Source organism: Achromobacter sp. AONIH1 (genome assembly GCF_002902905.1).
In the GTDB taxonomy this organism is placed as follows: Bacteria; Pseudomonadota; Gammaproteobacteria; order Burkholderiales; family Burkholderiaceae_B; genus Achromobacter.
In genome coordinates, this window is sequence record NZ_CP026124.1 from 2,568,298 (window position 1) to 2,592,501 (window position 24,204).

A 24,204-nucleotide genomic window follows, 5' to 3' on the forward strand; every position below is an offset into this window, starting at 1 on the left:
TTTATGTCGTTTTGTTTCGAAGTGGGTGATCGAGGGTCCGAGGCGGTTTCAGGAGGGGCGTCGGGCTTGTTCCGGGCCCTGGATGTTGGGGGTGTCGAAGCGGCGGCTGAATATTTTTCAATTTATATCAATTAACGCAGCTTTAGGCAGTACAGGGTTTATCCCGAATTGTGGATTAGGCGCACGGGCCGGTTGGTCATGCGGCGCATTGAGGTGAATCATGAAGATCGCAGTGTTGGGTGGCAAGCGCGAACAGGCCGAAGTGACGGCCATCTTGTTGAACGCGATTGGGCACGAGTGCTCCGTCCACGGACAGGGCAGCGTGTTCCTGCAGTCCGGGCAGGCGCAGGACTACGACTTTTTTGTCGTGGATGCGGGCCTGTCGACGGGGGGCATGGATCCGCTGCTGGTGGGCAAGGTCCGCGCGGCGGCGGGGCGCGCCCAGCCCATCCTGCTGCTGGCGGAGGCGGCGGATCTGGAAAACTGCGTGACCTCCTCGTTGGAAGACGGCGCGGACGATTGCATGAGCAAGCCGGTGCGCGCCGGCGAGCTGGCGGCGCGGGTGGGCGCGCTGCTGCGCCGGGCGTATCCCGATCAGGCGTTGCCGGCCGATCTGATCCGGGTCGGCGACTATGAAATCGATCCCGTGGGCCGGACCGCCATGTTGCGCGGCCAGCCGGTGAAGCTGTCGCGCCGCGAATTCGATCTGGGCCTGTACCTGTTCCGGCATATTGGTCGTCTGGTGCCGCGCATCGTGCTGGAAAAAGCAATCTGGGGCCGCTCGCTGGAATTCGATTCCAAGACGCTGGACACGCATGTCTACCGCTTGCGGGTGAAGCTGCAGTTGCAGCCTGAAAACGGGCTCCAGCTCAGCAGCGTCTACGCGCAGGGATTCCGCCTGATGCCCGTGATGGCGCTCGCCGCCAGCCAGAAAGCCTATGCCTAGCGTGTCGCCCATGTATCCGAGGGGCGCGCCGTGGTGAGTCTTAGCGAACTGACCGTGCTCGATCTGTTGATCCGGATCTGCGCCGAGGCCGAGGCGCATTCCGACGGCGCGAGCGCGCCCGGTCCCGGCGCCGGGGGGAGCGCCGGGACCGGAAGGGGGGAGCCGGCCTCGGGCGAGGCGCGGGCCGCATCCATGTGCGAGTCCTGTCTGAGCCTGCCGCTGGGCATGGCGGTCAGCATGGAGTCGCATCCGCGGCTAGGCCTGGTGGATTGCGTGGAGGTCGACGGCGACCCGGTCAACCGCTATGAGCACTATTGCTGTGTGTCATGCCAGACGCGCTGGATCCGCTATGTCGACCGCTGGGGCACGGACATGGGGTTCCGGCTGGGCGAGCAATCCTACGACGTGTAGGGGTAGGCATTGCGCAGATAGCCCGCGCTGTCTGCGTCCGCGCAGGTGAGTTGCGCCGAGACTTCCTGGCCGCCCAGGGTCCAGTTCGCGGCCCAGCTGCGCACGCCCGGCAGCTTGGTGGCGGCTTCTCTTTTCTGGCCGCCAAAGTGCCGCTGCGCGAACTCAGACAGCGCGGCGACCGCCGCGTCGAACGGCAGCGCCGTGTCCAGCATCCACATCTCGTAGACCTTGCCCGATTCTTCGTCGTGCTCGACGGCAAGCTCCCCGCGCGGTTCGAAGCCGTCGGGTAGCGGAAGGGAGGCTAGGGATAGGGCCATGCGCGGCATCGTGTTGGCGGAAGCGGTGGGATTCGAACCCACGAAGGGCGTAAACCCTTGCCGGTTTTCAAGACCGGTGCCTTCAACCGCTCGGCCACGCTTCCTGGTGTCGGGACGGCGCCGATCGCCAGGCAAACGTTTTGCCGGCGATGGCTTGCATGCCATCCGAAGGGCGCAATAATAATCCATTTGCTACCCAGGAGGCATGATGAAGGCTGTTGAAATCTCCCGCCCCGGCGGTCCGGACGTGTTGGTGCCGGTGGAACGACCCATGCCGGAGCCCGGTCCGGGCGAGGTGCTGATCAAGGTCAGCGCGGCCGGCATCAACCGTCCCGACGTATTCCAGCGCAAGGGCGCCTATCCGCCGCCGCGCGGCGCGTCGGACCTGCCCGGCCTGGAAGTGGCCGGCGAAATCGTGTCCGGCGACGCGGCTGCCGGCGGCCTGGCGATCGGCGACAAGGTCTGCGCGCTGGTCGCGGGCGGCGGCTATGCCGAATACTGCGTCGCGCCCGCGGCCCAGTGCCTGCCGATTCCGCGCGGCCTTTCCGACATCGAAGCCGCCGGCCTGCCCGAAACCTACTTCACCGTCTGGAGCAACGTGTTCGACCGCGGCGGTCTGGCCGAGGGCGAGGCGCTGCTGGTCCATGGCGGCGCCAGCGGCATCGGCACCACGGCCATCCAGCTGGCCCGCGCGATGGGCAACCCGGTCTACGCCACCGTCGGCAGCGATGAGCGCGCCCGCGCCGTGGAAGCGCTGGGGGCCGCGCGCGGCATCAACTACAAGACCCAGGACTTCGTGAAGGAAGTGCTGGACGCCACCGGCGGACGCGGCGTGGACGTGGTCCTGGACATGGTGGCGGGCGACTACATCGGTCGCGACATCCAGTGCCTGGCCGACGACGGCCGCATTGTCATCATCGCGCAGCTGGGCGGCGCCCATGCCAATGTGGACACGGCGCAGGTCATGCGTCGCCGGCTCACCATCACCGGTTCCACGCTGCGTCCGCGCCCAGTGGCCTTCAAGGGCGCCATCGCCCGCGCGCTGCGCGAGCGCGCCTGGCCGTTGCTGGAGCAGGGCGCCATCAAGCCGATCGTCCACGCCACCTTCCCGCTGGCCCAGGCCGCCCAGGCCCACGCCATGATGGAAAGCGGCGAGAACATCGGCAAGATCATCCTGACCGTATAGGGAAACTCGGGTGCGTCGGCACGCCGGCGCACAACAGGATACAATCGCAGGTTTCGCCTGGAATTTTTTCCAGGCAGACCCGTGGGCGAATGTTTCATGGGCCGCAGCCTGCCGTCGTCGGCGCACTCCTGGTGCCGCCCAAGCGGCAGCCCCCCGGCCCGGAGGCACCCGTCCGGCGGCGGTCTGGCCTCGCGGCTGGCCGGCGGCCGGCCTCCCGGGCTCACCCTTTCTGACCTTTGCGCCATGACTTCAGTCGAAAACCGCGCCCGCCTCGTGCTGGGCAACTGGAAGATGAACGGCAACCTGGCCGAGAACGCCGCGCTGCTGACCGAACTGCGCGCCGTGGATGCCGCCAGCCATTGCCAGATCGGCGTCTGCGTGCCGTTCCCGTACCTGGCCCAGGCCGCTTCCGCCCTGACCGGCAGCAGCGTCAGCTGGGGCGCGCAGGATGTCAGCGCTCAGGAAAAGGGCGCCTACACGGGCGAAGTCTCCGGCGCGATGCTGAAGGAATTCGGCTGCCGCTGGGCCCTGGCCGGCCACTCCGAGCGTCGCGTGCTGCACGGCGAGACCGACCAGATCGTGGCGGACAAGTCGCGCGCCGCGCTGGCCGCCGGCCTGACTCCCGTGGTCTGCGTGGGCGAATCGCTGGCCGATCGCGACGCCGGCAACACGCTGGCCGTCATCGAGCGCCAGCTCAAGCCCGTGCTGGCCCTGGGCGCCGAAGCCGTGTCGCGCATGGTCCTGGCCTATGAGCCGGTCTGGGCCATCGGCACCGGCCGCAGCGCCAGCCCCGAGCAGGCCCAGGAAGTCCACGGCGCCATCCGCGCCGCCCTGCGCGCGCTGGGCGCGGCCCAGGTGCAAGTGCTGTACGGCGGCAGCGTCAAGGCGGCCAATGCCGCCAGCCTGTTCGCCATGGCCGACATCGACGGCGCCCTGGTCGGCGGCGCGTCGCTCGTGGCCGATGAATTCCTGCGCATCGCCGCCATCTAAAAGTTTCCGTTCCGGAGTCCGTAATGCCCCTGATTCTCAAAGTTCTGCTGGCCGTCCAAGTGATCTCGGCGCTGGCCATCATCATCCTGGTCCTGCTGCAGCAAGGCAAAGGCGCCGACATGGGGTCCGCGTTTGGCAGCGGCTCGGCCGGCAGCCTGTTCGGCGCCACCGGCGCGGCCAACTTCCTGTCGCGCATGACCAAGTGGTCCGCCGTCGTGTTCTTTGCCACCACCGCCGGCCTGGCCTATGTCAGCCACAAGGGCTCCTCCTCGGTCCTGGACGGCGGCGTGATGCAGAACTTCCCGGCCGACCGTTCCGTGCCCCAGGTGCCGGGCGGCGCATCGGTTCCCAGCGGCTCGTCCGTCCCGGGCGCATCCTCGGTTCCGGGCGCTTCGTCGGTTCCTGGCGCTTCGTCGGTTCCCGGCGCGGCTTCCGCCCCGGCCAAGCCCGACGCCTCGGTGCCTTCGGTTCCGGCGGCTCCCGCCTCGGGCGACAAGCCGGCGCAAACCCCTGCCAAGTAAGGCATGCGCTCGCGGCCGGCCCCTGTGCACAGGGGGCGGCTGTGGCTACGCAGCGAGAAGCCGGCGTGAGCCGGCTTTTTGCTTGGTGGGCGTCAAGCACATTGGGCCGTGAGTAGCGTGAGTTGATTACGTAATTTCATGCTAGAATGCTCGACTTTCTGGCATTGCCTTCATGACAAGCGCCAGAATGGCATGCGAATAGCAGGTGCCGGCCTTCGGGCTTGAGGCAACGAGCAAGACGCATGACCCCGCCGACGTGGTGAAATTGGTAGACACGCTATCTTGAGGGGGTAGTGGCGAAAGCTGTGCGAGTTCGAGTCTCGCCGTCGGCACCAAGAATTTGTCCGGGCTCCGTCCTGGGAGTATAAAACCCGCATCTCCGCCGCGAGATTGCGGGTTTTCTGCTATCTGGGCCTGTGGGTGAGCTGTTTTTGTTTGTTGGTCCGCCATATCGATGGGGCATGTGCTTTGCTGCAAGGGCTGGCCGCCACGGCATTTTGTCGACAGGGGTATGGCCTGATCCTGGTTGCCGTCGGAATAGGGTTTTTCGAACCGTCGTCTGGCTAGATTAAATGCCTGCATTTCTTGTATGGAAATGTGGGTTTTTTATTGCCTCATCCTGATTATTTTGCCGGGCAGGTTCCGAGAATTTCGGGGGCCAGTGGCTCAAGGTCCTTTGTGGACATGGTCAATAGCGCGTCTCCCTTGATATTCCGCTTCACGATCCCTAATGCGCACTCGCAATAGCTAGTCTTGCCGTAGCTCGTCGCTTCGCAGCTTTTCTTGAAGTTCCGGTCGAACTCGGGTTCTCGCGAGCAGGCCGCCAGCAAGAATGGCACCAATAGGCAAAGAAGGTAACGATGCAAATTTTTGTGACGCATTGTTAACATATTCCTTATAATCTAACATTATCTCAAATTAACGCTTGAGGCGATCGTCTTGCTCAAGGGCTGGGCAAGGTCCATCGTTTGTTCCCCATTTCTGGCCATCTGTAGCAGAGAAGTAACAAAATATGCTGGGCGTAAAATTACGTAGCGAGAAAATCGATCAATTCGATGTTCTGGGCGAGCGGGGACAAGCCATTCATCTGGTCGCGAGCCAGATTCTCACCGTTTTGAAAAACAAGCGTCCCGACTTGCTTGTGAATTTCGCGGTGCCTCAACCGAGCGAAAATGGTCGCCGCATAGACTGGTATGCGCCGACTCCCGGTTCGGTGATCTCCTGGAATGCGGCGACCGCAACCGAGCAAGCCGGTGCGCTGGTCCGGTTAGACGCAGTGCGCGCCGGCGTTGCGCAACTGCGCGACTCCGTTCTGGCCAAAGGTAGCGGCAACGACGCGGCTCTGCTGGGGCAGTTGCTGAAGTGGATTCTGCATCATCCCGACTCCAGCTTTGTTTTCCTGGTCGACGGGCAGCCCGTCATCACATTCTGGGGATTCGTCCACAACGGCGCCGACCGCACGCTCGACCCCTTGCATGCCTTGCGTCCCGCCGTGCCCGTGGCCGCGCCAGTGCGTGCGCCGGCAGTTGAAACGGCGGCGGCGACTACCACCCTCCTTGACGCGACGCTCGAACGCCGGCCATGGTGGAAGCGTTGGTGGCTTTGGCTGGCACTGCTGCTGCTGTTGCTGGCCTTGTTGTTCGGCCTGCGCGCTTGCGCCCCGAATCTGGTGCCGGGCCTATCCTTGCCGGGTTCCGCTCCGCGTGACGCGACCTTGCCAGATGTCAAGCTGTCCACGCCGTCGCTGCCGCATGCCGGCACTTCGGGTATGGGCATCCCCGGTGGCGCAGCGCTGACGGGTAGCGGCACGGGAGGCGATTTCGCATTACCCGGCGCGCAGCGTGGCGCAGCCTCTGTGGCCAACGCACCGGCATCGGTTGATGCTCCGGCTGTCGGCACACTGCCTCCAGGTGTTGCGGCGAACGGTGACGCAAAGCTGCCCGCGCAGTCCGCGGTTGAAGGCCCCGGAACGTTGCCCTCTCGGCAGGCTGCGCAAGGGGCTGGCGAGCATGGCTATGTCGCGCCTCCTACCTTGCCCGACAGCCAGGATGACCTGCGGATTCCGACGGATGCCCGCGATGGCAATGCCGATTTCCTCAACGGCAACTGGCGTGCAGGGGCCGGCATCCAGGACCGCGACACGGGTGAACCGTTGCGCTTGCACTATCAGTTCAAGAATGGCGAGGGGCAGGTCACGGTCAATCGCCATAACGGCGTGCAATGTGCGGCGCCGGTCAGCGCTGCAGTGGACAAGGGCGCGCTATCGATCAGCAATAGCGTGGCTGCTAGATGCACGGATGGTGGCACTTACGACATGCCCTTGATCCAGTGCAAGCCGGGCATGACCAACATCGCCTCATGCGCCGGCAATTATGGGAATGAGAGCTTTCCCATATCCATGCGCCGCGTCCAACCCTAATCGTCGAGAGTATTTGCCATGTTGCCCCCTGTTGATACCTACGATGCTGACAAGGATAACGTCGAGCTTTTCGGCAATACAGGCGTCCAGTTCCTGGATTTGGCGTGCGCGTTGCCAGACCTCAAGCGCGAGCCGGAAGGCGAGTTCTGCATGCATCCATCGGGCCGGATGCCCATTCGCCTTTATGTGCCCGCTGACGGTAAGCCTGGCTATGAAGACAAACCAGGAAGCTTCTTCGAAACCAAGGCTGCGTTCTCATTGCCTATGCAGGAAAGCCTGGAGCTTTTCGACGGCTTTTGGTTGCCGGTGCCGTTCTTTCGCTATAAGTCGGACAGCCAGTTCGATCGGGGCCCCAAGAACTGGGCCCGCCTGCGCTTCGTCAAGCTGGCGCAGGCCGACGCCAATGGCAATACGCACCGCCTGACCTTGGCTTTCGATACGCGTACCCGTGCCAGGGATGACGCCCGTGACTACATCGAGCCCTACGATGAAGACATGGAAACCGGCGCCTTGTTCCGTCTTGCCTTCAATCTGCACGAAATGGAGTGGTTCCTGGACGAGCAGGAGTGGGTTGTCAAATGGTTGGAGAGCATTTTCCGCGAACGTCGCGACGATCTTGAGAACCGGGAAATCGAGAAGGCGCTGGCGAAGAAGGAACATCTCGCCCATTACCTCAACTTGCTCAGCTTGATGCGCGAAGCTGCGCCTACCACGCGTTCCAACAAAGAACTGAAGGAAAAGGTCAAGATCAAGCTGCCGCGCATCAAGGTGCTGAACATGTTGGCACCCAACAGCGATGGCCGCAAGGTCATCAAGGGTGGCAGCATCCCGGTCGATCTGGTGCTGGACGTGGGAAATTCGCGTACCTGCGGCATCCTGATCGAGGAGCACAAGCAGAACGACAATGGGCTAAATGACTACAGCTTCCTGACCTTGCGCGACATGACCAGGCCGGAGCATGTTTATCACCATCCGTTCGAATCGCGCGTGGAGTTCGCGCCGGTAAGCTTTGGCAAGGACGATCTGTCCATGCAGGGCGGGCGGGATGACGCGTTCGTGTGGGTTTCGATGGCGCGCGTCGGCACCGAAGCAAGCAACCTGGCCGCGCGCAAGGAAGGAACAGAAGGATCCACTGGACTGTCCAGCCCCAAACGCTATTTGTGGGATGCCGAGGATGCGTATGAGTCCGGATGGCGGCCCAACTCGTCGACGATCAAGGGCGAATCGCCGGAATGGGCGACGCTCGGTCCCCTGAAGAATCTGATCGATGAAAAGGGCATTCCCCTGTATGGGCCGTGCCCGCTCTACGAGGACGAGGAAACCTCGGGCTTTCCCGCGTTCGAAGCGCACTACACGCGCAGTTCATTGATGGGATTCATGCTCAATGAGGTGTTTGCGCAAGCGGTTTCGCAGATCAACAGCTGGCTATACCGTTCGCGCAAGAAGGACCGCACCTTGCCGCGCTACCTGCGCGCCGTCATCCTGACCGTGCCGCCCAGCATGCCACAAGTCGAGCGCGGCATTTTCAAGCAGCACGCGCAGCGTGCCCTGAGCCTGCTATGGAAGAGCATGGGCTGGCATGTTGGCGAAGGAGATCCCGTCGAGGACGACGAGGACGAGAAGCTTGATCTTTTCGTCCTCCCCTTGCCCAAGATCGTCATCAAGTGGGACGAGGCGACCTGCGGACAGCTGGTGTATCTGTACACCGAGGTCGTGACGAATTTCAGCGGTTATGCCGAAGAGTTCTTCGACGCGCTGGCGCGCCGGGAAAAGGCGGATCGTGAGTGCATCACTGTGGCTTCGCTGGATATAGGCGGTGGCACGACCGATCTGGTCATTACCGACTACAAGCTCGATCGAGGCGCGCGGCAATCGGCAAACAGCTTCGTTCCCATCACGCCTACGCAGCGCTTTCGCGATGGTTTCAAGGTGGCCGGTGACGACATAGTGCTGGAAGTCATTCGAAAATATGTGCTGCCCTATCTTGAGGTTGCACTGAAGGCGGCGGGCGCCAGGGATGCCGCCGCGCTGATGGACGTGCTGTGTGGCAGCACGGGTGATGACGAAAGGCAACGTCTGCTGCGACAGCAGCTTACCCTGCAGTGCTTCTATCCCCTGGCGCTGGTCCTGCTCAAGGAGTATGAGGGCTACGATCCGGAAGTGCCGACGGAGCGCAAGGAAAAGACGATAGGTGAATGGTTGTGCGACAGGCAGCCCTTGAGCGCCGCGGTACGCGGGTTCGTTGGCAAGGCGCTCAATGAGTCTGCCGGCCGGCCGGTGAATTTCGATCTAGAGGGCGTGCTGCTGACCTGCGAGCCGCTCAAGATGCATTTCGACTTCCTGACGGATAACCTGGACATCTGCAATACCCTGCGGAACCTGTGCGAAATCGTCAACTACTACGATTGCGATGTACTGTTGCTGACTGGCAGGCCGTCGGTGCTGCCAGGCGTGCAGGCCGTCATACGCAAGGCAGTGCCGCTCCCGCCGGGCCGTTTGGTGCCCATGCACAACTACCGCACGGGCGACTGGTTCCCGTTCCGCAAGGCGGGCTGCATCGACGATCCCAAGACGACGGCCTCGGTCGGCGCCATGGTCATCTGGCTGTGCGAAAACAATCGTATTCCGACCTTCAAGATCAATACCGGCACGCTCCGGCCGAAACCGCTGATCCGCTACTTCGGCGAGATTGGCAATGACAACATGCTCAAGCATGGCAACGTGCTGTTCTCCGACATCCGTACGCAGCAGTCGGACGATGGCAAGACATCCATGGACCAGAGCATCGAGTTGCCAGTAGATGCGGATGGCGAGGTCATCCCCTTCAAGATTGAAAACACCGCCCGCCTGGGTTATCGGCAGTTGAAGGCCGAACGTTGGCCCGCCACGCCCACGTATGTCCTGGGCTTCGATCGGGAATGGGAGCAGGAATACAAGCGCTCCCAGGAATCCAATCCGAACAAGTCCCATGCTTCGGGGCGCGTGTATTTCAAAGTGGCCAAGCCGACTGACCAGGAACGCAAGGCAGGCCTGATCAGCGACCGGTTGTTGGTCGCGAAGACGGCGCCCTTGACCGATGACGGCCGCGGAAAGCCCAGCGTCAGGCTGCAATTGAATACCCAGCTCCGGATCGGGAAGGCGAATTTTTACTGGCTGGACAGCGGCAGCGTGAAAGGTTGATTCAGGGTTGATGGCGACATGAGCGAATCTCAGGAAAAACTTGCACGCCAGTGGCGTGCGATTCATGAAGGTGCGGGCCGCGCGATTGCATGGATAGATGCGGTGCGCGGGAATTCCCGAAAACTTGAAGACAAGGCTGACGGCCTGATCTACGGTTTGCGCCGGGCGAGCAACAAGGCGCGCAGCCTGGAGCGGGCGGCTGGCCATCCCATGGCTATCGGCTTTTTCGGCTTGTCCCAGGCGGGCAAGTCCTATTTGATTTCCACACTGGCGGCGGGTGAGAACGGCCGCCTGGAAACCGAATATGGCGGCCAGCGAGTGGACTTCCTTACCTCGGTCAACCCCTCCGGGGGCGGCAGTGAGGCGACTGGACTGGTGACGCGATTCACGCGCGTCAAACCCGAGATCCAGGATAGCGGCTATCCGATAGAAGTCCGGTTGTTCCGGGAAATCGACCTGGCCAAGATACTGGCCAACGCGTGGTTCAAGGACTTCGACCAGGGCAAGGTTGAATACAAGATCGATGCCAATCGCTGCAAGTCCATGCTGGACCGGTTCGCCGGCCGCGCCGGAGGCGAACGCCAGCCTGGCGTCGACGCCGATGACGTCGTTTCCCTTTGGGACTACGTCGTGGAATCGTTCGGCAACCATGTCCAGGCATTGGAAGGTGATTTGCAGGGCGGCTATTGGCCCCAGGCTGCCGCGCTGGCGCCCTATCTGTCTCCCGGCGACCGCGCGGAGTTCTTTTCCATACTGTGGGGCGAGGAGCGGCAGCTAACGCAAGCCTATGCGCAGATCGCCGAAAGCCTACAGGAAATCGGCAACGCCGGTGTCGCTCATATTCCGTTGGAAGCGGTGCAGGATCACAGCGATGGTCCGCCCAGCATCATGAATGTCACGATGCTTGATCAGATCGGCGGCGACAGCGCAATGATCAAGATACGCGGAGTGAAGGACGGAAAGCTGGGCGAGCCGGTCGCCATTCGGCGCTCGCACCTGGCCGCGTTGACGACCGAGCTGGTTTTTCCGTTGGCGAATTCACCCCGGGAAAAGTGCCTGGAGACTGTGGATCTGCTGGATTTTCCGGGCTACCGTGGCCGCTACGACAAGGCCAGGCTGAGTGAAATTCCGAACAACCCCGTGGGGGAGCTGCTGCGTCGCGGGAAGGTTGCCTATCTGTTCGAGCTGTACACCGAGAACCAGGAAATGAACGGACTCGTGCTGTGCACGCCCGCGCACAAGCAGCCCGAAACGAGCGCGGTGGTGCCCGTGCTCGACCGCTGGGTCAGGCGTACGCAGGGAGATACCGCCCGAGACCGCGCCGAACGCTCGGGATTGCTGTGGGCGGTGACCATGTTCAATGCGCGTGTCACGGACATGCTGCAGAAGCAGGATAAATGGCATCAGGAGTGGAAAGGCCTGAATGACATCGCTTTCAAGATCTACGAAAGCCTGGAGTTCATGCGGGATTGGCGAGGCGGCAGGCCATTCAGCAATACCTTCATGGTGCGCACCCCGTCTTATACCGATTTCACGGTCAAGCAGGGTGACAAGGAAGTGGGAGTGTCGCCCGACAAGAAGGAAATCCTGGGTTTGATGCGCGCTAGCTTCGTCGAATCGGACGTACTGCGCGGCCGCTTCCCGCAAGCGGGGGAGTCCTGGGATGCGATGATGCAGCTGGATGATGGTGGCATGGGTCGACTGGCCGGGGCCATCTCGGATATCAGTGACATCGAGTTCAAGCTGGCCCGCTTGGGAATGCAGCTCGACGAGACACATCGCAAGATCGTGGACGTGGGCGTTGGTTTGTTTCATCGTGAAGGCAGCGACGCCGAAGGCGCCAGGCAAAAGAAGAGGGCGCTGGCCGACAAGGTCGCTCCGGTGTTGCGCAGCATCGCCGACAATCCCAAGGCCTACTTCATCCTGTCGGAATTGATGCATGCGCTGGAGCTGCCGAGCGAGGCGTTGCGCAACCTGTATCTGAGCGGTGCCGATGTGCAGCAGGCGGCGACTGCCGAGACCGGGGCGCAGGCTGCTAGCAGCGCCAGCGGCGATGCCGATGACCTGTTCGCCAGCCTGTTGGGCGGCGGCGCGGAGGACAGCGCACAGGCCGGATCGACGGCGGATGCCGCGCGAGTGGATACGTATGAACACTGGTTCGCCGATTCTGCGTTCAAGCTGTGGTTGAACCACTTGAGCGAGATCCCGGGCCGCACGCGCCAGCATTCGATGCTGAAGAACATTCCCCAGGACATCCTGGAGATCGTCGTCGAAGAGCTGCGCAACGCCGCCTACCGGGAGAACGCCCTGGGCCTGAACTTGCCGGCCCAGATGTTGCAAAGCCTGCTTTCGCGGACGGACAGCGCGTCCAAGCGCGACCAGATGGTCATGAGCCAGGTGCTGCGCGTGCAGATGGTGCTGCGCGATTTCATCGCCTGGCTGGGCTACCTGGATATGAATGAAGGCGCCAAGCCTGCAAGCGCGTCGGTTGCCAACGGCAAGGTGTTCGCCAGGACCACGGCGCTGGATTCTGCTTCCGGCCTGCCCGACCTGCCCGAGAAGAATGACATGGGCAAGGGGCGTGAGTTCCTGAAGGACTGGGTGGCGTGCCTGATCGACATGATCATGAAGAATGCCGGCTTCACGGCTGGGCAGGAAATCAGCGACGATCAAAACGAGGCATTGGGCGTCATCATCGCCGACATCAAAAAGGGTTGATATATGGCTGTATTCGTTTCTTTCAATCCGCTGCCCAGCAAGCGCGCAGGTTACGCTGAACTCCACGTCGAGGGTTGGAACGGCGGCGCGCAGGACGTCGAGCTCAGCATCCGGCGCAATTCGTCGCCGGCCCACCTTGATGCCATGGGCAAGTGGAGCGGTGAGCAGCAGTGGTTGCGATTTGGAGACGGACAGGCGCGCGAGAGCCGGCTGGTCATCGAGGTCGGCCCGGCGATCGTCGACGCCCTGCTCGAGGTCAGGCGCAACGCATCCTTCCGCATCGAGGTGCGCAAGCCCGGGGGTGAACTGCGGCAGTACCCGGTTCGTCCGATCCCCAATGATGTGACGCCATCCACTGCCGCCGGCGAGGCGCCGGTGCAGGCCACCGTCGTCGATATCGCGCCGAAGTCGCCCGAGCCCGTCTCGCCGCCCGCCGAGGAGCCGCTCGCACCGTCAGTGGTCAAGGAGGAGGCCGTCGCGCCGGCCGAACCCCAAGCTCCCACGATGCCCAAACCTAAACGCATGGGTGCCATCATCGGCGGTGCGTTGGCGCTGCTCGTCGCCGCGGGTGTGGCGGCATGGTTCTTGATGAAGAAGGACGAGACTCCGCAGCCGCCGGCCAAACCCGCTGCACCCGCCGCTGCGCCTGTGCCTGCGGCCGCTGCCTGCTCGAAGGAGAATCTGGCTTCCGCCGCGGAAATGGCCTTTGTGCAGGATTGCGTGCGTGACGTAAAGGACGCCGCCGCCATGCTGGGCATCATCCAGGCGGCGCGCGAGGCGGGCAAATGTTCGATCGCACAGCGCCTTTACGCCAATCGGGCGCAGGCTGGGGACGTGCCCATCGCCCTGGCCTATGCGCAGGAGTACGACCCCGCGGGCTACAAGGAAAACGCTTGCTTCAAGGCGGACGCCGCTACAGCTGCGTACTGGTATCAGGCCGTGTTGGACAAGGACAAGGACAACGCACAGGCGCTGGCACGCCTGAAGGATCTGCCGAAATGAGGAACATTGCCCTGGCCCTGGGCCTTATCAGCCTGGTCACTGCTGCGCACGCAGCGCCTCCGCTGTTGCAGGAAGGCAAGAAAACGCTCTATCAGCGAGTGCTGACTACGCCAGGTTGCGCATTGCACGAGGCGCCGGGTGGCAAGCCGGGCGCCGTGCAGCCGACTTTCAGCCGCTTCTACGTCTATGCAGGCAAGGACGAAGCAGGCAAGAGCTGGGTGCAGGTCGGACCGGACTCTTTTGGCAAGACGCTGGGTTGGCTCGACAGGTCGTGCACGGTGGACTGGAGGATGCAGATGTCCCTGGCGTTCACCAATCCCGCCGGGCGCGATCGCATGCTGTTTTTCAAGGACCGATCGGCCCTGGACGCGGTGTTCAACGCCATTGACCCAGTCGAAAAGATCGCGCCTGTGCGCCAGCAGCTGAAGACCAAGGGGCAGGCGCCGGGCATCGTGGCTCAGGAGCCCGAGTTGTTTGTGGACATGGCCAAGAACTTCTACCTGCTGCCAATTCTCGGTGGCGAAGAAGTCATGACGGAACAGAACATGCGGGTGCGGGTGCTGAACGTGGCATCCGTCAGCGCCGCGGACGCAGTGGACTCGGCCAAGGCGGGTCAGGATCAGTCCACAGCGCACGAACGCACCAAGCAGATCAAGGAGTTCAGTTCGGCGGTGGTGTTCGTCATCGATTCCACCATTTCGATGGACCCCTACATCGAACGCACGCGCGAGGCGGTCAGGAAGATCTACGCCAAGGTCGAGGCCGAGAAGCTGGGCGACAAGGTCAAGTTCGGCCTGGTGGCCTTCCGTTCCAGCACCAAGGCCGTGCCTGCGCTGGAGTACGTCAGCAAGATCTACGCCGATCCAAACAAGGTCAAGGATGGCGCAGATTTCATGGCCAAGGTGGCCGAGCTAAAGCAGGCCAAGGTGTCCAGCAGTGCGTTCGACGAAGATGCCTATGCCGGCGTGATGGACGCGGTCAATAGTATCGACTGGCGGCCTTATGGCGCGCGCTACGTGGTGTTGATCACTGATGCGGGCGCCATTGAAGGGGGCGACAAGCTTTCTTCCACTGGCATGAGTGCCAGCCAGGTACGGCTTGAGGCTGCCAAGCCGGGCGTGGCCATCTACACGCTGCATCTGAAAACGCCGGCAGGGGCAAAGAATCATGCGAACGCGGAAGCCCAGTATCGCAATTTGTCCTCGTATGGCGGTACCAACCTGTCGCTTTATTACCCGGTCAACGCCGGCGACGTGAACGAGTTCGGCAAGAAGGTGGACGCTTTGTCCGAAGCCATCACTCAACAGGTGAAGGCGGCTTACCAGGGCGAGGATGCCATCGGCAGTGCGGCCAACGCGGCGGACCCTGGCAAGAAGCCCGTCACCGCTGAGGAAAAAATGCTGGCGGATGCTGCATTGGTTGGCAATGCGATGAAGTTGGCATATCTGGGCGAACGCATTGGCGCCAAGGCGCCGCCCGTGTTCCAAGCCTGGATCAGCGACCGCGATCCGATCAAGCAGACCGTGCCGACGACCGATGTACGGGTGCTTTTGACCAAGGGGCAGCTCAGCGATTTGAACGACATCATGAAGAAGATCGTCGATGCCGCCAATCAAGGGCTGATTTCACCGACCGAAATGTTCAACCAATTGCGCAACGTGGCGGCGACAATGGGGGCCGACCCGAACCAGTTGCAGAAGTCGGACAAGAAGTTGGCCGAGATGGGTTTCATGGCCGAGTACCTGGAAGGCCTGCCCTACCATAGCGAGGTGTTGAATCTGGATGAGCAGACGTGGAAAAGCTGGGATGGCCTGGCCCAGGAGAAATTCATCCGCAATCTGTCGACCAAACTGCGTCATTACCAGGTCTACAACGCTGATGTAGACCGTTGGGTGTCTCTTGCGCCGAATAGCGACCCGCGCGATCACGTCTACCCCGTCCCTCTGGAAATGATGCCCTGACGGGAAGACGATGCTTGCTATTGATGATTTGCGCCTGCTGCGCGGGCAGGGCGATTCTGCCTACGAAGTCCGTCTGCCAGCCTTGCGCATGGCGCGCGGCGACGTGTTGGCGGTCGTGGGCGGCAGCGGCTGTGGCAAAAGCACTCTGTTGGAAGGCATCGGCTTGCTGTTGAAGCCCGAGCGGGTCCGCGCGTATGCGCTGGGAGAAAACGCCGATGTCGCGGCGCTGCTGGGCCGCGATGACGAGCCCGCCCTGGCAGCCTTGCGCGCATCGCGCATCGGTTTTGTGTTGCAGACCGGCGGCCTGCTGCCGTACCTGTCTGTGCGGGAGAATATTCTGCTGCCTCGCCGCCTGCTCAGTTTGCCGGCGGATGGCGAGCGCGTGCGCCATGCCATCGAGGTGCTGTCTCTGGGGCGGCTGCTGGAAAAGCGACCCGCCCACTTGTCGATCGGCGAACGGCAGCGTGTGGCGGTGGTGCGCGCGCTGTCGCACGATCCGGACGTGCTGTTGGCCGATGAACCGACTTCGGCGCTGGATCCGGACAATGCGGGCAAGCTGTTCCAGTTGTTCATCGACCTGGCGCGAGACTGCGGCTTGGCCACGCTGGTCGTGTCGCATGATTGGGATCTGGTGCGCCGGTTCGGCCTGCCGTGCTTGGAGCCCGCATTGCAGCCTGGACTAAGCACTTTCAGCATGCGCGGGGAATTGTGATGCGCGCATGGCAGATCGCTCGACTGGCAGGCCAGGATCTCTGGCACGACCGCCTCGTCTCCCTGTGCATGATTGCCACGCTGGTGGCGGTGATCGCGCCGCTGCTCCTGTTGCTTGGCTTAAAGCATGGCGTGGTGAGTTCCATGCAGGATGAATTGGCCAGGGATCCGCGCAACCTGGAGATCCGTATGCTCAGCAGCGGCAGCTATGACCAGGCGTGGGTGGATGAACTGGCTCGGCGGCCGGGCGCTGGTTTTGTCGTGGGCATGACGCGCTCGCTGAACACGCAGGCCGATTTCATCCGCTCCGCGACCAGATTCCTCGAGAACGTCGAAGTGCTGCCTACGTCCGCAGGCGATCCCCTGCTGGCTGGCATGGACGTGTCGGCATTGGGCGGCATGGGCGTGGTATTGAGCGCTCAGGCGGCGCAGCGCCTGGATGTCAAGGCGAAGGATACGCTGCGCATGCGGATCGCGCGTCGCATGAACGGAGTGGATCAGCAAGCCGTGGTTGAGCTTGGCGTGTTCGCGGTTCTGCCCGGCGATGCCTATGAACGCCCGGCGGCATTCGTCCAGCCGGCCCTGTTGCGCGACATGGAATGGTATCGGGACGGATTCGCGATCGCCTCCATGGGCGCCGAGGACGGCCAGCCCGTGAATGGCGCACGGCAGCGGTTTGCCCGCGCACGCATCTACGCAACGGATCTAGATGCCGTGGAAGGCCTGGAGCAGAGCCTGATCGACCGGCGCATCGAGACCAGCAGTCGACTGGCCGACATACGCAATCTAAAGGCGATCAACCATCTGTTGACGACGGTGTTCAGCATTATTTCCCTCACTGCGATCGCCGGCTGCGTGGCGGCGCTGGCGGGTGCGTTCCTGGCCAATGTCAGGCGCAAGCGGCGTGATATCGCAACCCTGCGCCTGTTGGGCCTGGGCGGAGGTGAGATTGCAACCCTGCTGGCGACGCAGGCGATCGCGCTCACGGTCGTGGCCATGGGGGCCGGACTGACCGTGTATTTCATGGGGAGCGCCGTGTTCAACAGCGTGCTCGGTGTGGTCAGGTCATCCGGGCAATTCGCCTGCCGGATCACGCCGGCGCATGGCGTGCTGGCGTTCATGCTGGCCCTGGGAGTAGCGGTATTGGCGTCAATGATCGGCGCGGCCAGCGCCAAACGTATTCAACCCGCGGAGAGTCTGCGTGAAATATAGATTGCTTGCCCGATGGGGCGTTTCAGTGCTGCTGGCGTTGCCGGCATGCCACGCAGTGCAGGCCGCGGATGCACCGGTCGCCAAGCCGAAATGGGATGCGCGCTTCTACAATCCGCGTCCGGCGGACGGCGATATCGTGCTGCCATTGCCGTGCGACGGCGGCATTGTCTTCAGGAAAGTGATCGTCCCGGTAGGCGGGCCGCTGGCCGACCTGCCCATCCAGGTGGGGCAGGAGGGCGGCGCCTACTCTTTCGTGGAAAAGAGCCGCCCGGCGTTCATCGCCGGCGGATTCACTGAAAGCAGCTCGGACAAGAAGTCGAAGTCCAGCTATTACCTGATGGCCAAGTATGAACTGACGATCTCGCAGTATCAGGCCTTGAATACTCTCAATGGTGGCGCTGCGCAGTGTCCAAATCCCGAGGCCTCGGATGGGCGCTTTCCCGTCACCAACGTAAATTGGTTCGACGCCTTGCGCACGGCGCACCAGTACAACGTCTGGCTGCGCCAGCATGCAAAGGGAGTGCTGCCCAAGGAGGATCTGATTTCCGGCTTTGTGCGGCTGCCCACCGAGGTCGAGTGGGAGTTTGCGGCGCGCGGCGGCATCAAGGTCAATGCCGCCGAGTTCGCCGAGCCACGATATCCCATGCCGGACGGGAAGATCAACCAATACGAGTGGTTTGGCGGGACGCAGTCCTCCAACAGCAAGATCAACCGCATCGGCGTGCTACTGCCCAACCCGCTGGGGCTGCACGACATGCTGGGCAACGTTTCCGAAATGACGCTGGACGCGTTCCGGCTCAACAAGTTCGATCGCCAGTACGGCTCCGCAGGCAGCTACGTGATCCGCGGTTCGGACTACATGCAGCCGGAATCGGACCTGCGCGCAGCCTTGCGCCGCGAGGGCAATCTCTATGATGAGAACGGCGAGATCCAGGAGAAGACCGTGGGTTTCCGCTGGGTGATAGCGTCCAGAGAGATGACATCCGCCAAGCACGTCAAGGACCTGGAAGACAGCTACAACAAGTTGGGCGACGGTCAGGTGTCGTCGGATGCATCCGAGAAGGGCGCTTCGGCCGTGAGGGAACTGAACACGCTGGCCGGAACGGTCACGGACAAGAAATTGAAGGAGCAACTGGCCAGCCTGGAAGGCAAGCTGCGTGCCAGCAATCAGCAACAGGAAGAAGCGCGCGACCAGGCTATCCGGGCCAGCCTGAACCTGGGCGCATTCCTGTGCACGAAGCTCAAGGATGACGGCGAACATCGCAATTTCCTGCGTGACGTCTACAAATCCACCTGCGAGGGCGGAAATGCGGATGCCACCTGCGAACGCCGCAAGCAGTTGCTCACGAACCATGAACGCCGGGTGGAAGGCGTGACCCAGTACTACGCCAGCAGCCTGGTCGACTCCGCCATTCTCTATGGCGCGGACAACCTGGCCAGGCAGGTGCCTGTCTTGGACAAGATGTTCGAACAGAACAAGCAGCTCAACGGTCTGCGGCCGTTCCTCGTCGCCTATTGGTCGCATCAGAAGGCATATCTGGGGAACAGGAAAATCGACCGCGCCGCGTGGCTGGATTCGTGTATAGCCGTCAATAAATAAAAACCAAGGAGTTCATATGTCTTTTCTCGCACAGAAGTGGAAGCGTATACCCGTCGCGCTCATGGTGGCTTGCTCGGTGGCGATCAGCGGATGCGCCAGTACGGGCAGTTCCATGCTTGGCAAAGGTGTCAGGCCGGATCCCCGCCTGACGCAGGGCAACGACGCAAAGTTCTTCAGTCAGTCTGGCCTGGAGGCTTGCATGATGGGCGCGGCAGCGGGCGCGGTGGTAGGCCTGCTGGCGGGAGGAAAGAACAAGGGGACGGCCGCCGTGGTTGGCGCGGTCGCGGCTTGCGGCGTGGCGATGGGCGCCAACTACTACCTGGATGTCCGCCGCGGCCAGTACCAGAACACGTCCGACCAGCTCAAGGCGATGGGCGATGACATCAAGACCGATACGCAGAAAGTGCAGGCACGCAGCAATTCCATCAAGGCCGTGATGGCCGATGACAAGAGGAAGTTGGAGAGGCTCCAGTCCGACATTACGGCCAAGACCGGCGATCAGGCCGCCGCGAAGAAGGAACTCGCGCAGATCGACGCCAACATCGGCGTCATCAAGAAGGATCTGAGCAATATGAAGAATGTGGCCGACCAGTATCGCCAGGCTGGCGCGCAGACCCGAGGCTCCGCCAAGGAAACCCGGGAAATGCAGCAGCAGCTCGCCGCGCTGGAGACCAAGATTGCCCAACTCAACAAGGAAGCGGACAGCTACTTCGCCCTGCGTAGCGCCATTGATCTCGGGGAGCAGAAGGCATGACGCGCATGTCAATTCGAATCCTGCGGGCCGTGCCCGTCCTGACTCTGGTCGTGTTGGCGGGCTGCGCCACCACGGCGGCCGATTGCGATCCCTCGAACAGGAATGCGGGTTTTCTGACCAAGATGAACTGCGACGCGGGCGGAGGCTATGGCAAGCACGTCGCTCAGCGCGAGGACGAGGTGAGGGCGGCTCAGGTCGAGAACGCCCAGGCCAGGCAGGTGCTGGCCGATCTGGAAGCTCAGCGTGAGGCTATCGGCAAGTCCGTAGCGGAGAAAACCAAGGCGCGCGACGCGTTGTCGGCTTCAGTGAAGAAGCTGCTGGATCAGGCCAGGGCCAAGTCACAGCACAGTGCGGAGCTCAAGCGGCAGTTGGCCCAGTCCGAAAAGGCGTTGAAGACGCCGGTCAACGTCAACGCCTCGGATGCCGCCCTGGAGGCGCAGATCAAGGCCAAGCAGGCCGAGGTCTACAAGCTGCAGAAGAGCATGGAGCTCGTTCCCTAGCGAAATCGCATACCCGCGCCCTGCAACGCCCATCATTCGAGACATCGTCATGCAACGCTTTTTTAGGGACCTGGGAGGGAACATGTCCCAGTCGGCGCTGTCCAGCGCCTACGGACAGCGGATTGCGCTCATTCGCAAGCACTTCCCGCCGGGGGTTGCCGCGGTATACGCCACCCCGCAGCTGGGCGCGGATGGCGTGCTCGAATGGTGGACGTCGCAGCAGGGAATGGTGACGTCCTATGCAGCCTTGAGCGCCGACGCTCAGCAGGCGCTGCTGCGTGCTTACGATGCCCACCTTGCCACGCTCGATGGCCTGATCGAGGCCATGCGTGCGAGAGGACTGGCCGAACAGGCCGGACAGATCGAGGCGCTGCGCACGCCGCCGGCGCTGGACAGACTGTACAGCGTCGACGGGCGATTGTTGGTGCGCCTGCAACAGGATCCTGAGCCCCCACCCATCATCGCGGTGGCGCCCAGCGCGCCGCCGGTGCGTTGGTGGCGCGTGGCGCTGGGCGCGCTGCTCCTTCTGGCGGCGATGCTTGCCGTGCTGTGGTGGTGGTTCAGGCATCCCGTGGCGCCGCCGTCCGTTGCGGCCGTTGCTCCCGTGCCCGTGCCCGTACCGGTGCCTGTGCCTGTGCCGGTGCCAGAATCAAGACCCGAACCCAAGCCAGAGCCAAAGCCCGAGCCCAAACGAGATTCCGAGTGGCCTACGGAGCTCGCCTTTGTCCTGGAAACGTCGGATCGCATGAGTTCGCAGCCGAACAAGAGAGGCGGTCTGTCTCGCACGGCTATCGGGCGCGGTGAGATCCAGCGGATCGTCGGCAGGTTGCCCAAGGATACCGATACGCAACTATTCACGTTTCCTGCTGGTGAGTGCAGATCGCCTGTGGGCCATGGCGTATTTCCGGCGCAGAAGCGCCCGGATCTGTTGAAGACGGTGCAAGGAGCGCCGGACGACGGGAAAGCCGCCTTGGTCGAAGGCCTCAAGATGGCGGCGGCATCCGTGGACGGCGTCAAGCGCGACGCCCTGGTTTTCCTGTTCCTGGGAGGTACGGACGCGTGCGGCCAGGACATCTGCGCGTACGTAAAGCAGATCATCCGGGAAAAGCCCCGGCTACGGGTCAATATCGTGGACCTGAGCGATACGCATGGCGTGGCGGAATGCGTGGGCAAGCTGCCACGCGTGGGTTCGTATATCTGGGGTGACGTGAAGCGCGACGAGAAGAGCGTCGATCTTTCCCGGGAAACGGCAAGGATGCTGGCTCCCGTGGGAGAATCCCGGCGAGCCCCCTGAGATCCCGGCCACCCCTCTGCCGCAATTGTCATGGCAGGGCCATTTGCCCCATCCCATGCCCGATTTCGCGCGATGAGTTGCATCCCGGCACTGCTCAGTGTGTTGGCACCGGCAGGAGTGTGTCTGATGTACCCCGAGGCGTCCACCCTGGCGAACGGCGGGGGTGAGCCGCCGTCCGCTGCCGTGCAAGCGGACCGTCTGGCCGGAGAGCGCCATGCCTGTGCGCTGCCCGCGCAGCGGCGACGCGGATTTCAGCGGCTATATCGGTCGGGTGCAGAAGGCCCTGCTGCGCCGCCTGTGCGGCAACGCGGCCGCCAGGCCGGGCGCGTACCGGCTGGCGTGCGGCGCGATGCCATATCCCCTAGCGGTCTTGCGCCGCCAGCAACGACACTTCCCGACGCCGCCGCTGCCGCACCGCCGAGACCATCAACAGGCAGATCAGCAGCACGCAGGCGGCCACGAAGCCCAGGCTGATGGGGCGCGTCACGAAGATCGACAGTTCGCCGCGCGACAGCAGCAGCGCGCGGCGGAAGTTCTCTTCCACCATCGGTCCCAGCACGAAGCCCAGCAGCAGCGGCGCGGGTTCGAAGCGCAGCCGCATCAGCGCGTAGCCGGCCACGCCGAACAGCGTCACCATGCCCACGTCGAACAGGTTGTTGTTGGTGCTGTACACGCCCACGCAGACGAAGAACAGCGCCGCCGGGAACAGGTAGCGGAACGGCACCGTCAGTAGCCGCACCCACATGCCGATCAGTGGCAGGTTCAGCAACAGCAGCAGGATGTTGCCGACCCAGAAGCTGGCGATCAGCCCCCAGAACATGTCGGCGTGCTCGACCATCATCTGCGGTCCGGGCTGGATGCCGTGGATGATGAGCGCGCCCAGCATCAGCGCCATGACCGGATCGCCGGGGATGCCCAGGCTCATGGTCGGGATGAAGCCGGTCTGCGTGGACGCGCTGGTGGCGGCCTCGGGCGCGGCGATGCCTTCGATGGCGCCGCGGCCGAAGCGGCGCGGGTCGCGCGCGACCTTCTTCTCGGTGGCATACGAGATGAAGGACGCGATGGTCGGCCCGGTGCCGGGCAGGATGCCGAAGGCCGCGCCGATGGCCGTGCCGCGCACCAGCGCGCCGCGCGACTGCTTGATGTCGCCGGCCTCGGGGCGCATGGACTTCATGCTGATCTTGGCGGCGGTGACCTTGGCGTCGCCGCCCAGCCGGTTGATGTTCTTCAGGAAGTCGGCCACGCCGAACAGCCCCATCGCCAGCGCCACGATCTGCAGCCCGTCGCTCAGTTCCAGCACGCCGAAGTGAAAGCGCATCACGCCGGTATTGACGTCGGTGCCGACCACGCCCAGCAACAGTCCCACCACCACCATGGCCACGCCCTTGATGGCCGAGCCCTTGGCCAGCGTGGCGCCGGCCAACAGGCCCAGCATCATCATCGAGAAGTACTCGGCCGGGCCGAACTTGAAGGCCACGTCCACCAGCAGCGGCGAGAACAGGATCATCGCCAGAATGCCGATCGAGGCGCCGAAGAACGACGAGAACATCAGCATGAACAGCGCCGAGCCGGCCTTGCCGTTGCGCGCCAGCGGATTGCCGTCCAGGCAGGCGACCGCGTGCGAGGCCGTGCCGGGCAGGTTCAGCATGATGGAGGTGATGCCGCCGCCATACTGCGAGCCGTAGTAGATGCCCGACAGCATCACCAGCGCCGCGGTCGGCGTCATGGTGTAGGTCAGCGGCAGCAGAATGGAGATGGCGGCCAGCACGCCCATGCCGGGCAGCACGCCGATCAGGTTGCCCATGAACACGCCGAAGGCCGCCCACATCAGGTTGTCGAGCGCGAAGGCGATGGAGAACCCGTGCATCAGGTTGTTGAAGATTTCCATGGCCGATCAACCCCAACGGAACAGCGGGAACTGCAACTGCAGCCCCCAGGAGAACACGGCCAGGCCCAGCAGCGTCACGCCCACGGACAGCAGCGCCGCGCTCTTGACCGTGTGCTGGCGGTCGCCCAGCGCCGAGATGAACACCAGCGCCAGCGTGGCCGGCACCAGGCCGCCGAACTTGCCCAGCGCGATGAAGGCCAGCAGTCCGCCGATGATGCAGCCCCAGCCGCGCCAGTCCGGCGCCGCGTCGACCTCGGCCTCTTCGTCTGCCGCCTGCGGCGCGTAGCCGGCCCGCACGATGGCCGCGCCCAGCAGCGCCAGCAGCACGCCCAGGATCATCGGGAACATGCCCGGGCCCATGCGGGCCAGCGAGCCGACGTTGTAGCTGGCCGCGTGGATGGCGGTGCCCAGCCCCAGCGCGATCATCGCGCCTCCGGCCCACCATTCGCGCCGCACGGCGCGGGATTGTTGCTGCATGGTTCGATCCTCCCTTTTTGCGGCATGCAGGCGCCGGACGCACGCCTTGCTGACGCTTGGTTTAAAAGAAACTGAATTTCAGTTGAACGCGAGTCTAGGGAGCGAGACTTCCGATTG

Annotated in this window: 19 protein-coding genes and 2 tRNA genes; 17 read left to right on the forward strand and 4 right to left on the reverse strand. The window is 63.2% G+C overall.

Annotated features, from left to right (window positions below; all coding sequences use genetic code 11):
• The first annotated feature begins 220 nt into the window (after positions 1-220).
• Together C2U31_RS11765 and C2U31_RS30505 are read left to right on the forward strand one after the other, a co-directional pair.
• Positions 221-946, forward strand: a complete 726-nt coding sequence (locus C2U31_RS11765) for a response regulator transcription factor (RefSeq protein WP_103272952.1) — start codon at positions 221-223, stop codon at positions 944-946.
• Positions 947-979: 33 nt separating this feature from the next.
• A complete protein-coding gene (locus tag C2U31_RS30505; protein ID WP_158658354.1) occupies positions 980-1,357 on the forward strand; it encodes a hypothetical protein in 378 nt (125 codons plus the stop codon).
• Here C2U31_RS30505 and C2U31_RS11775 read toward each other — a convergent pair.
• Positions 1,345-1,674: a hypothetical protein gene (locus C2U31_RS11775; protein WP_158658355.1), complete on the reverse strand. Its 330-nt coding sequence runs from the start codon at positions 1,672-1,674 to the stop codon at positions 1,345-1,347. The genes C2U31_RS30505 and C2U31_RS11775 overlap by 13 nt on opposite strands.
• A 14-nt stretch (positions 1,675-1,688) precedes the next feature.
• Positions 1,689-1,778, reverse strand: a tRNA-Ser gene (locus tag C2U31_RS11780).
• A 104-nt stretch (positions 1,779-1,882) separates the two neighbouring features.
• Here C2U31_RS11780 and C2U31_RS11785 point away from each other — a divergent pair.
• The 15 genes from C2U31_RS11785 to C2U31_RS30510 all read left to right on the forward strand — a co-directional run bounded on the left by C2U31_RS11785 (position 1,883) and on the right by C2U31_RS30510 (position 21,722).
• Positions 1,883-2,860, forward strand: a complete 978-nt coding sequence (locus C2U31_RS11785) for an NAD(P)H-quinone oxidoreductase (RefSeq protein ID WP_103276344.1) — start codon at positions 1,883-1,885, stop codon at positions 2,858-2,860.
• A 243-nt stretch (positions 2,861-3,103) separates the two neighbouring features.
• Positions 3,104-3,850: a triose-phosphate isomerase gene (gene tpiA / locus C2U31_RS11790; protein WP_103272955.1), complete on the forward strand. Its 747-nt coding sequence runs from the start codon at positions 3,104-3,106 to the stop codon at positions 3,848-3,850.
• 23 nt (positions 3,851-3,873) lie between these two features.
• Positions 3,874-4,371, forward strand: coding sequence for a preprotein translocase subunit SecG (gene secG / locus C2U31_RS11795; RefSeq protein ID WP_103272956.1), 498 nt, complete (start codon positions 3,874-3,876; stop codon positions 4,369-4,371).
• A gap of 250 nt (positions 4,372-4,621) precedes the next feature.
• Positions 4,622-4,706 (forward strand) — tRNA-Leu (locus tag C2U31_RS11800).
• Between the two features lie 677 nt (positions 4,707-5,383).
• Positions 5,384-6,790, forward strand: a complete 1,407-nt coding sequence (locus C2U31_RS11805; RefSeq protein ID WP_103272957.1) for an SrfA family protein — start codon at positions 5,384-5,386, stop codon at positions 6,788-6,790.
• A gap of 18 nt (positions 6,791-6,808) precedes the next feature.
• A complete protein-coding gene (locus C2U31_RS11810; RefSeq protein ID WP_103272958.1) occupies positions 6,809-9,970 on the forward strand; it encodes a virulence factor SrfB in 3,162 nt (1,053 codons plus the stop codon).
• Positions 9,971-9,988: 18 nt separating this feature from the next.
• Positions 9,989-12,688: a virulence factor SrfC family protein gene (locus tag C2U31_RS11815; RefSeq protein WP_103272959.1), complete on the forward strand. Its 2,700-nt coding sequence runs from the start codon at positions 9,989-9,991 to the stop codon at positions 12,686-12,688.
• A 3-nt stretch (positions 12,689-12,691) separates the two neighbouring features.
• The gene (locus C2U31_RS11820; protein ID WP_103272960.1) at positions 12,692-13,690 is read left to right on the forward strand and encodes a hypothetical protein; all 999 of its coding nucleotides are present in this window, start codon (positions 12,692-12,694) and stop codon (positions 13,688-13,690) included.
• The gene (locus C2U31_RS11825; RefSeq protein WP_103272961.1) at positions 13,687-15,651 is read left to right on the forward strand and encodes a vWA domain-containing protein; all 1,965 of its coding nucleotides are present in this window, start codon (positions 13,687-13,689) and stop codon (positions 15,649-15,651) included. Before C2U31_RS11820 ends, C2U31_RS11825 begins: the two co-directional genes overlap by 4 nt.
• 10 nt (positions 15,652-15,661) lie before the next feature.
• Complete coding sequence (locus C2U31_RS11830) at positions 15,662-16,363, forward strand: ABC transporter ATP-binding protein (RefSeq protein WP_103272962.1); 702 nt, start codon at positions 15,662-15,664, stop codon at positions 16,361-16,363.
• A complete protein-coding gene (locus C2U31_RS11835) occupies positions 16,363-17,574 on the forward strand; it encodes an ABC transporter permease (protein WP_103272963.1) in 1,212 nt (403 codons plus the stop codon). Before C2U31_RS11830 ends, C2U31_RS11835 begins: the two co-directional genes overlap by 1 nt.
• Positions 17,564-19,174 (forward strand): SUMF1/EgtB/PvdO family nonheme iron enzyme, encoded by a 1,611-nt coding sequence (locus C2U31_RS11840; protein WP_199770986.1) that lies wholly within the window; start codon positions 17,564-17,566, stop codon positions 19,172-19,174. The genes C2U31_RS11835 and C2U31_RS11840 overlap by 11 nt, the downstream gene beginning before the upstream one ends.
• Before the next feature lie 16 nt (positions 19,175-19,190).
• Positions 19,191-19,928: a hypothetical protein gene (locus tag C2U31_RS11845; protein WP_103272965.1), complete on the forward strand. Its 738-nt coding sequence runs from the start codon at positions 19,191-19,193 to the stop codon at positions 19,926-19,928.
• Positions 19,925-20,428: a hypothetical protein gene (locus C2U31_RS11850; protein ID WP_103272966.1), complete on the forward strand. Its 504-nt coding sequence runs from the start codon at positions 19,925-19,927 to the stop codon at positions 20,426-20,428. The genes C2U31_RS11845 and C2U31_RS11850 overlap by 4 nt, the downstream gene beginning before the upstream one ends.
• A gap of 49 nt (positions 20,429-20,477) precedes the next feature.
• Positions 20,478-21,722, forward strand: a complete 1,245-nt coding sequence (locus tag C2U31_RS30510) for a hypothetical protein (RefSeq protein ID WP_158658356.1) — start codon at positions 20,478-20,480, stop codon at positions 21,720-21,722.
• A gap of 361 nt (positions 21,723-22,083) precedes the next feature.
• On the opposite strand, the gene C2U31_RS11865 is transcribed toward C2U31_RS30510, so the two are convergent.
• On the reverse strand, positions 22,084-23,610 hold the full coding sequence (locus C2U31_RS11865; protein WP_103272969.1) for a tripartite tricarboxylate transporter permease: 1,527 nt from the start codon (positions 23,608-23,610) through the stop codon (positions 22,084-22,086).
• Positions 23,611-23,616: 6 nt separating this feature from the next.
• Complete coding sequence (locus tag C2U31_RS11870) at positions 23,617-24,087, reverse strand: tripartite tricarboxylate transporter TctB family protein (RefSeq protein ID WP_103272970.1); 471 nt, start codon at positions 24,085-24,087, stop codon at positions 23,617-23,619.
• Positions 24,088-24,204 lie beyond the last annotated feature (117 nt).

Excerpts from the sequence above, each read along its gene's own strand:
- C2U31_RS11765 (WP_103272952.1), top strand. The coding sequence starts at position 221 with ATGAAGATCGCAGTGTTGGGTGGCAAGCGCGAACAGGCCGAAGTGACG.
- C2U31_RS11775 (WP_158658355.1), bottom strand. The coding sequence starts at position 1,674 with ATGGCCCTATCCCTAGCCTCCCTTCCGCTACCCGACGGCTTCGAACCG.
- C2U31_RS11785 (WP_103276344.1), top strand. The coding sequence starts at position 1,883 with ATGAAGGCTGTTGAAATCTCCCGCCCCGGCGGTCCGGACGTGTTGGTG.
- tpiA (WP_103272955.1), top strand. The coding sequence starts at position 3,104 with ATGACTTCAGTCGAAAACCGCGCCCGCCTCGTGCTGGGCAACTGGAAG.
- secG (WP_103272956.1), top strand. The coding sequence starts at position 3,874 with ATGCCCCTGATTCTCAAAGTTCTGCTGGCCGTCCAAGTGATCTCGGCG.
- C2U31_RS11805 (WP_103272957.1), top strand. The coding sequence starts at position 5,384 with ATGCTGGGCGTAAAATTACGTAGCGAGAAAATCGATCAATTCGATGTT.
- C2U31_RS11810 (WP_103272958.1), top strand. The coding sequence starts at position 6,809 with ATGTTGCCCCCTGTTGATACCTACGATGCTGACAAGGATAACGTCGAG.
- C2U31_RS11815 (WP_103272959.1), top strand. The coding sequence starts at position 9,989 with ATGAGCGAATCTCAGGAAAAACTTGCACGCCAGTGGCGTGCGATTCAT.
- C2U31_RS11820 (WP_103272960.1), top strand. The coding sequence starts at position 12,692 with ATGGCTGTATTCGTTTCTTTCAATCCGCTGCCCAGCAAGCGCGCAGGT.
- C2U31_RS11825 (WP_103272961.1), top strand. The coding sequence starts at position 13,687 with ATGAGGAACATTGCCCTGGCCCTGGGCCTTATCAGCCTGGTCACTGCT.
- C2U31_RS11830 (WP_103272962.1), top strand. The coding sequence starts at position 15,662 with ATGCTTGCTATTGATGATTTGCGCCTGCTGCGCGGGCAGGGCGATTCT.
- C2U31_RS11835 (WP_103272963.1), top strand. The coding sequence starts at position 16,363 with ATGCGCGCATGGCAGATCGCTCGACTGGCAGGCCAGGATCTCTGGCAC.
- C2U31_RS11845 (WP_103272965.1), top strand. The coding sequence starts at position 19,191 with ATGTCTTTTCTCGCACAGAAGTGGAAGCGTATACCCGTCGCGCTCATG.
- C2U31_RS11850 (WP_103272966.1), top strand. The coding sequence starts at position 19,925 with ATGACGCGCATGTCAATTCGAATCCTGCGGGCCGTGCCCGTCCTGACT.
- C2U31_RS30510 (WP_158658356.1), top strand. The coding sequence starts at position 20,478 with ATGCAACGCTTTTTTAGGGACCTGGGAGGGAACATGTCCCAGTCGGCG.
- C2U31_RS11865 (WP_103272969.1), bottom strand. The coding sequence starts at position 23,610 with ATGGAAATCTTCAACAACCTGATGCACGGGTTCTCCATCGCCTTCGCG.
- C2U31_RS11870 (WP_103272970.1), bottom strand. The coding sequence starts at position 24,087 with ATGCAGCAACAATCCCGCGCCGTGCGGCGCGAATGGTGGGCCGGAGGC.